Raw genomic sequence first — 7,083 nt, 5'->3', positions numbered from 1 at the left:
CCCTCCGCGGACCGGCAGACACCCACCCTTGTGCACGGACGCCGTCTTCTCCCTCCGTTCTACCCCTCCGGCCCGTCGCGGTCTCGCGTGACGACGCGGACGAACGTCGCGATCCCCAGCACCAGCGCCAGCAGCGACAGGGGGAACGCGGCCACCCGCGGAAAGACGAACCCCACGGCCGCCACGGCCAGCAGGATCACGCCCCACACGCTCACCCACCCCGTGTCCTCGCGGCCGATGGTGCGCTGCCCCACGAGCGCGCGCGCCAGCACGGACGCCGCGCGGGCCAGGCGGCCCAGGTAGCGGCTCACTTCCGTGCCGCGGAACGACCGCTGGCGCGCCTCGCGGGCCGCCACGCGCGTGGCGGACTCCTGCGCCTGCGCCGGGCGCTCGGCCATCACGCGCTCCACGGCGCGCCGCTCGCGGATGCCCATCCCCGGCACCCGCGCGCTGCTCACGAGCGTCACCTCCACGGACGATTCGATGTCGCGCAGGAACAGCGCCTCCATCTCCGCCGCGAAGTTCAGGTCCGTCACGGCTACGTCCAGCTCCCAGTTCCCCAGCAACGACGCCAGGTTCAGGTTGCTGCTCCCCACGCGCGCCCAGAACCCGTCGGCCACGGCCGTCTTGGCGTGGATCATGGGGCCTTCCCACTCGAACAGCCGCACCCCCGCGTCCAGCAGGGGCCGGTAACCCGCGCGCGACATCCCACCCACGATGGGCCAGTTGTTGTACGCCGGCACCAGCACGCGCACGTCCACGCCGTCACGGGCCGCGCTGGCCAGGGCCTCCGTCATGGCGGGCGGCAGGACGAAGTACGGGTCGGTGATCCACAGCCGCCGCTCCACGCCCACGGCCACGAACTGCGACAGCCGGTAGATGCGCGACCGCCCCGGCTCGCCCTCCACCACGCGCACGGCCACGTTGCCCACGGGCTGCACGTGCGCGGGATCGGGGATCTCGTCCTGCGGCAGGCGGCCGCCCGCCACACGCCACGTCTTGCAGAACGCGCGGTCGATGACGGCCGCCACGGGCCCGCGAAACTCCACGCCCGTGTCGCGCCACGCGGGGATGCCGGCTTCCGGATCGCCCGCCCACTCGTCGCCGATGCACATCCCCGACACCGACGCCCAGCCGCCGTCCACCGCCACCACCTTGCGATGGTCCCGGCGGATGAGGTTGAGGGGATCGCTGAGCGACGGCCGCGCGAACGCCCGGAGTTCCACCCCCGCGTCGCGGAACGGCTTCCAGAAGCGGCGCGGCGTGGCCCAGCACCCGATCCAGTCGTACAGCACCCGCACCTTCACGCCCGCCCGCGCCCGTTCGCACAGCGCCTCGCGGAACGTGCGGCCAATGCGGTCGTCGCGAAGGATGTAGTTCTCCAGGTGGACGTACCGCTCGGCGTGCTCGATGGCCGTGAGCCACGCCCGGAACGCCTCCGTGCCGCTGGCCAGCAGGCGCGCCGTGTTGCCGCGCACCTGGTGGGCGTCGCTGGCGCGGATCATGGCCCGCTCCGCCATGCGCATCATCACGCGCATGGCGCCCGCGGTCGTCAGGCCGCGGGCCACGGGGTGCGCCGGCGGTGCATCCGCCGGGGCAACGGGACGGGTGTCGGAGAGGGTTTCGCGCACGTGGGGGTGAGCGGGTGCCGGAAATGGAACACGGAGTTCCACTCGCAATCCGTCTGCCACGTCCGCAATGTAGCAGCGTCCGCGGGACGTTATCCAGCCTGATGCGTCATTCCGTGGACCGCGCGCGGCGGCCGCAGGGGCGGGTCCAGCGCGAGGCCGGCCTCCGCCAGCGTGGCCGCGATCTGCTTCGACACGCGCTCGCGGTTGCGGCCGGCCAGCACGTCCTTCGGCAGGCGCTGCAGCGACTTGGGATACGGATCGGGATAGCGGAACGGATCGCGGACGCGCGCGGCGATGTAGTCGTGCAGCACCCGCGCGTGCTCCGCGTGCCACGCCCACAGCGGCGTGCCGCGCACGTTCCATCGAAAGAACGCGTCCCCTGGCCAGCGCAGCCGGTGCAGGCCCACGAAGTGGCACGCGGAGCAGCGGACGACGCCCTGCGTGTAGTGGGCCCAGCCCTGCCCGCGCCGTGGCTCCGTCCAGCGCAGCAGCGTGGGAAACTTCTCGCGGACGCGCCATCCGCCCCACTTCGCGTATCCCTCGTCTTCGGAGCCGCCGGGCACCTGGCCGCGGCTGGGGTCGGCGATCTCGAACGGCTCTTCCCACCGCGCCCGGCCGGCGCATCGCGGGCAGCGGATCTCCAGGTAGTAGTCGCGCAGGTTGGGCGGGAGCATGGGATTGGTTGGGATGGCGAAGACTCGTCGCAGGCAGGGCGCCCCCCTCCCCGACCCTCCCCCGCAAACTGCGCGGGGGAGGGAGGTGGTTCGTGCACTAGGGCGAGGTACCTCGCGGACGTTCAGTTCTCCCCCTCCCCCGCGAAGCGGGGGCAGGGGGTCGGGGGGAGGGGGCCCTCGGCGGGCAAGGAGACGCCCGCCTCCGTGCGTGGTCTGTGATCCTCCCTTCCCCCACGCCGTTTGTGGGGGAAGGGCTGGGGATGGGGGGCGCTCGGCGGGCGGCAGCGCCCCCGCTTCCGCGCGCGATTCCCATCCGCTCATCCGCAGATCAGCGCACAATCCCCCGCAGCACCTCCGCCGTCTGCGCGACGTACCCGCCGCCGAACAGGTTCACGTGCACCAGCAGGTACCACAGCTGGTACACCGGCCGCCGCGCGGGATATCCCTCCAGCAGCGGCCACGCCTCGCCGTACGCCGCGTAGAACCGCTCGCCGAACCCGCCGAACAGCTCCGTCATCGCCAGGTCCGCCTCACGGTGGCCGCGATACACGGCGGGGTCGATGAGCGCCGGCCCGTCCATCGTCGCCACGACGTTGCCGCCCCACAGGTCGCCGTGCAGCAGCGACGGTCCGTCCATCTTCGCGTCATCCAGCAGGTCCGGCAGACGGTCGAACAGCCGGTCCCACTCCGCCGCGCGGCCGGGGAGACGGCCGGCATCCCGCCCCATCGCAAGCTGAGGCTCCAGCCGGCGCCTACGCCAGAACGCGGACCACGACTCCATCCGCCCGTTCTCCTGCGGCAGCGCGCCGATGAAGTTGTCCTCCGCCCATCCCCACCGTTCGTCGCCGTCGTGCAGCCCGTGCAGCGACGCCAGGCCGCGCCCCAGCCGCTCCGCGAAGTCCGCCCCGCGCGGGCCGGGCTCCAGCCACTCCAGCGCGAGCCACGCGGGCGCATCGCCCTCCGCCTCCGCCCACGCCAGGGGCCGCGGCACGATGAGCTGATCCGCCGCCTCCCGCAGCGCCGTCAGCCCGCGCGCCTCCGCGGCGAACATGCCCGGCGCGGCGGACGCGTTGTGCTTGAGGAAGACGCGCCCGTCCGCCAGGTCGATCCGCATCCCCTGGTTGATGCACCCGCCGCCGACGGGCGACGCGCCGCGGATAGGGCCCAGCCGCGCCTGGACGGAGTCGCGCAGCGCGGGCGGGATCATCCGCGCAGCCCGTGCTCGCGGACCACGTGCTCCAGGAACGCCGCGGACGCGCGCTCCACGATGTCGTGCACGTCGTCAAAGCCGCGCGCGCCGCCGTAGTACGGGTCCGGCACGTCGCCGTGCTCCGGCCGGGGGTCCCACTCGCGCAGGCGATGCACGCGCGCCGCGCCGCCGCTGGAGGCCAGCACGCGCCGCAGCTCGCGCTCGTTCTCCGCGTCCATGGCAATCACGTAGTCGAACGTCCGCAGGTCGTCCTGCGTCACGCGGCGGCTGCGGCCCGTCAGCTTGATGCCGCGCTTCCACGCCGTTTCCGTGCTGCGCCGGTCGGGCGGGTCGCCGTCGTGGTAGCCGCTGGTGCCGGCGGAGTCGATCTCGAACCGGTCCTCCAGCCCCGCCTCGCGGACCTGGTGCCGGAACACCGCCTCGGCCACGGGCGAGCGGCAGATGTTGCCCATGCAGACGAACAGCACGCGAACGGGATCGGCAGCCATCGGTCAGGTTCGGTGGATGAAGAACGAATCGGCCCCGGCGAACGCGCCGGGGCCGATCAAGATGCGCGTTCGCGCGCCGCGTGCAACCGCCGCGCGATCAGCCGAAGCTGGGACGCTCGTCCGCCGTGGGGCCGTACATGGGCGGCAGGGGCACGTCCAGCAGGCGCAGGTACACGCTCAGCTGGCCGCGGTGGTGGATGAAGTGGCTGATGCCCATCCCGCGGATCACGCCCAGCTTGGGCATGCGCTGCAGCACGCGGTCGCCCATCCGCAGCTCCCACGTGCGCAGGAGGTCCGCGTCGCTGGCAGCGTCCAGGGCGGCGCGCATGTCCGCCGCCGTGTCGTCGAACAGCTTCAGCAGCTCCTGCCGGTTGGCGGCGGGCTCGCGGTGCGAGACGTTGGACAGGTCGAACGAGTCGCTCTGCAGCGTAGCCGTGATCCAGTACGGCAGGTTGGCGATGTGCGTGGCCAGCGACCCCAGGCTGAACGACTTCTCGTGCGGCTTGAAGTCCAGCCGGTCTTCGGGAACGCGCTCCAGCAGCGAGCGCGAAACGCGCAGCTCCTGCTCCAGGTCGCCCAGCGCGGCGGCCTTGAGCGACGGCGTGGCGGCCGTTTCGGTGGTGGACATGCGATGAATCCGGTGCGGGTGATGGGGTGGCCCTGCGCCCGCGCCCAAGATAAGCCCCCGGCCGCGGAGCGCGAGGGGGTCGCATGTCCTCGAATCCGGACAGCACACCACCACGCCGCTCCCGCCGGTCCGGTTCAGCCCTCCTCGTCCGGAGCGCCAGGACCGGGGGGCTGATTCAACCGCGCCAGGGATGGCGGCTTCTGCAAGGCTTCCGGCCGCCCACGTCGGCCCGCGAGGAAGCGCGCGAGCTTTCCGAGCCCGCGCAGCAGGGGAACGACGAGCCACTGGTCCACGGCCGCGAGCAGGATGAGGAGGAAGAGCAGATCAACCAGCTGCGACGCCACCGGGACCGCCGTGCGGCCCCGGAGAAGGAGGATCAGCACCGCGGCACGAAGGCAGAACGGCGCCATTCGCCCCACGAGCTGCATCATCGTGCGCGTGGGCGACTGCGGGCCCCCGTGCAGCACCACGCGCGCAAGCTCCACCACGACCGACCGGGGTGCGGGCTTCTCAGGGCCGTCGGAAACGGACATGCGGGCCTGTCTTTCTGTTGCGGTCCATGAACATGCGTCGACGCCCGCCGCTCACCGATGCGTCCCGCCGCCGACGACTGCCGTACAGCCCTGCCTTTGCCTGACTTTGCGCGCCAGGCGGGTTCGCGCTGGCGCGTTAGGGGAGCGCCTTTACAGGAAGCGGCCGATCCCGCATGTTGTCGCTGTGGCCAAAGTTGCCATAGCGGAAATTCTGGACAGCGAATCTAAACACGCCCCGCAGCGCTCCACAAGAGCAAACTACGCCAGCGCTCCCATGACGACATCTTTTAACCCGCGGGATGTACCGATCGATGCCGTGCGCGAGCTTGCCCGCGACCACGCCGAGCGCACGTCGCTGCGCCTGCTGGCCCCGGAGATCGGCCTGGGGCACAGCACGCTCCACAACTTCCTGAACGGCGCGGCCCCGCACCCGCGCGTCCGGCGGCTGCTGGGGCTGTGGTACCTGCGGGTAACGGGGGGCGACGCGGGAGATTTCTCCGTCCGGCCCTACGCGGCGGCGCTGGACGTGCTGCTGGCGGGGGTGCCCCAGGAGGCGCGCGGCCGCGCCACGGGCGAGCTGCTGGACGTGCTGGAGCGCGGGTACACGTCCAGCGGCCTGGACGCGCCGCCCTGGCTGTCGGCGCTCCGCGCCCGGGCGTCGGAGCCCTGACGCGCGTTCGCCGCGGATGCCGGACAACGCACGAGGCCCCCGCTCGCGATGGCGAGCGGGGGCCTCGTTCTGCCTCCGGTGGAGCTCAGCCGGTTACAGGCCGCTCCACGGGGTCAGGAGCACCACCATGGCGATGGGCACGCCGGGAATCATCAGGATGCCGATCAGCCAAAGGGCGATCTCCCAGTTGGCGTAGTCGTCTTCTTCGGCCGGGGCAACGGCCGTGGTGCGCTCGACGTTCAGGTCAGCCATCGCTCTCGCTCAGCGTGCCAGCGCCCGCGGTGCGGGCTCGTTCTCGGGGGTGCGGGCGCCCGCGCGGGGCGTTACGGGCAACAACCTACAGCGCGCGGCGCGCCCTGTCCAGCGTCCGCCGTCAGCCGGCCGGCGCGATGCCGCGGCAAAAGGTGGCCGCGAACGCCGCGGCCATGGGCACCAGGGGGCGCGAGCGCTCGCCCAGCAGCCATTCCAGCTCCACCTCCTCCAACGCGCCGATGAGCATGCGGCGGGCCAGGGGCACGCTCACGTCCCCGCGCACCTCGCCGCGCTCCATCCCCGTGCCCAGCAGGCCGTCGATGGCCTGCGCGTACGTCTTGAGCACGTCGCGCACGGCGCCGCCGTAGAACTTGGACGACTGGCGGGACTCCAGCAGCAGCACGGTGGCCAGGGGCGGGTCCGCCTCGATGCTCTGGAACTGCAGCTCCACGAAGCGGGCCAGCCGCTCCTGGAACGGCAGGCCCGCGGCCATCACGTCGCGCACGGACGCCACGAACTCGTTCACCTTTTCGCGAAAGGCGGTGAGCAGCAGGTCGTCCTTGCCCTCGAAGTACAGGTAGATGGTTCCCTCGGCCACGCCCGCGCCGGCCGCGATGTCGCGGATGCGGGCGGCGAAGAAGCCGTGCTCCGCGAACACCCGCACCGCGGAATCCAGGATGGCGCGCCGCCGGGTTTCGCGGCTCTCGGTGAGTGGGCGCTCAGTCATGGCGGGGAAGATAGTGCGGGAGTGCGAAAGTGCGAAAGTGCGAGAGAGGGAACGGCGGGGGACAGGTTACAGGGGACAGCCTGCAACGGCGTGGGAGGCGCGGCGGTCGGGGGGGAGTGTGATGGGAAGCGGGATGGAGATCGGGATGGGATCGGGATCATGCGGGCAGGCGGACACTCACCGCGGGGCGGGCGCCCCCCTCCCCGACCCTCCCCCGCAAACTGCGCGGGGGAGGGAGGTGGCTCGTGCACCAGGGCGCGTTTTCGCGCG

At 72.3% G+C, this 7,083-nt stretch carries 9 protein-coding genes; 1 reads left to right on the top strand and 8 read right to left on the bottom strand.

Going from position 1 to position 7,083, the window contains the following annotated elements:
- Nucleotides 1-59: 59 nt before the first annotated feature.
- The 6 genes from VFZ20_RS30585 to VFZ20_RS30560 all read right to left on the bottom strand — a co-directional run bounded on the left by VFZ20_RS30585 (nucleotide 60) and on the right by VFZ20_RS30560 (nucleotide 5,062).
- Nucleotides 60-1,631: a phospholipase D-like domain-containing protein gene (locus VFZ20_RS30585; protein WP_329687765.1), complete on the bottom strand. Its 1,572-nt coding sequence runs from the start codon at nucleotides 1,629-1,631 to the stop codon at nucleotides 60-62.
- Nucleotides 1,632-1,720: 89 nt separating this feature from the next.
- The gene (locus VFZ20_RS30580) at nucleotides 1,721-2,305 is read right to left on the bottom strand and encodes a hypothetical protein (protein ID WP_329687764.1); all 585 of its coding nucleotides are present in this window, start codon (nucleotides 2,303-2,305) and stop codon (nucleotides 1,721-1,723) included.
- A 328-nt stretch (nucleotides 2,306-2,633) separates the two neighbouring features.
- Entirely contained in the window at nucleotides 2,634-3,512 is an 879-nt protein-coding gene (locus tag VFZ20_RS30575; protein WP_329687763.1) for a fructosamine kinase family protein, read from the bottom strand.
- Nucleotides 3,509-4,003, bottom strand: a complete 495-nt coding sequence (locus VFZ20_RS30570; RefSeq protein WP_329687762.1) for a low molecular weight protein-tyrosine-phosphatase — start codon at nucleotides 4,001-4,003, stop codon at nucleotides 3,509-3,511. The genes VFZ20_RS30575 and VFZ20_RS30570 overlap by 4 nt, the downstream gene beginning before the upstream one ends.
- A gap of 97 nt (nucleotides 4,004-4,100) precedes the next feature.
- Nucleotides 4,101-4,631, bottom strand: a complete 531-nt coding sequence (locus tag VFZ20_RS30565; protein WP_329687761.1) for a DinB family protein — start codon at nucleotides 4,629-4,631, stop codon at nucleotides 4,101-4,103.
- A 134-nt stretch (nucleotides 4,632-4,765) separates the two neighbouring features.
- Nucleotides 4,766-5,062: a hypothetical protein gene (locus VFZ20_RS30560; RefSeq protein WP_329687760.1), complete on the bottom strand. Its 297-nt coding sequence runs from the start codon at nucleotides 5,060-5,062 to the stop codon at nucleotides 4,766-4,768.
- Nucleotides 5,063-5,480: 418 nt separating this feature from the next.
- Between VFZ20_RS30560 and VFZ20_RS30555 the strand changes: the two genes are divergently transcribed.
- Nucleotides 5,481-5,834, top strand: a complete 354-nt coding sequence (locus tag VFZ20_RS30555) for a hypothetical protein (RefSeq protein ID WP_329687759.1) — start codon at nucleotides 5,481-5,483, stop codon at nucleotides 5,832-5,834.
- Between the two features lie 93 nt (nucleotides 5,835-5,927).
- On the opposite strand, the gene VFZ20_RS30550 is transcribed toward VFZ20_RS30555, so the two are convergent.
- A complete protein-coding gene (locus VFZ20_RS30550; protein WP_329687758.1) occupies nucleotides 5,928-6,086 on the bottom strand; it encodes a hypothetical protein in 159 nt (52 codons plus the stop codon).
- Between the two features lie 121 nt (nucleotides 6,087-6,207).
- Nucleotides 6,208-6,813 carry a TetR/AcrR family transcriptional regulator gene (locus tag VFZ20_RS30545; protein ID WP_329687757.1) on the bottom strand — a complete coding sequence of 202 codons (606 nt, stop codon included), beginning with the start codon at nucleotides 6,811-6,813 and terminating at the stop codon, nucleotides 6,208-6,210.
- Between the last annotated feature and the right edge of the window lie 270 nt (nucleotides 6,814-7,083).

This window comes from Longimicrobium sp., from assembly GCF_036280135.1.
GTDB lineage: Bacteria > Gemmatimonadota > Gemmatimonadetes > Longimicrobiales > Longimicrobiaceae > Longimicrobium.
The sequence above is the reverse complement of the archived record's forward strand: the minus strand, read 5'-3'. Positions and strand labels throughout refer to the sequence as shown.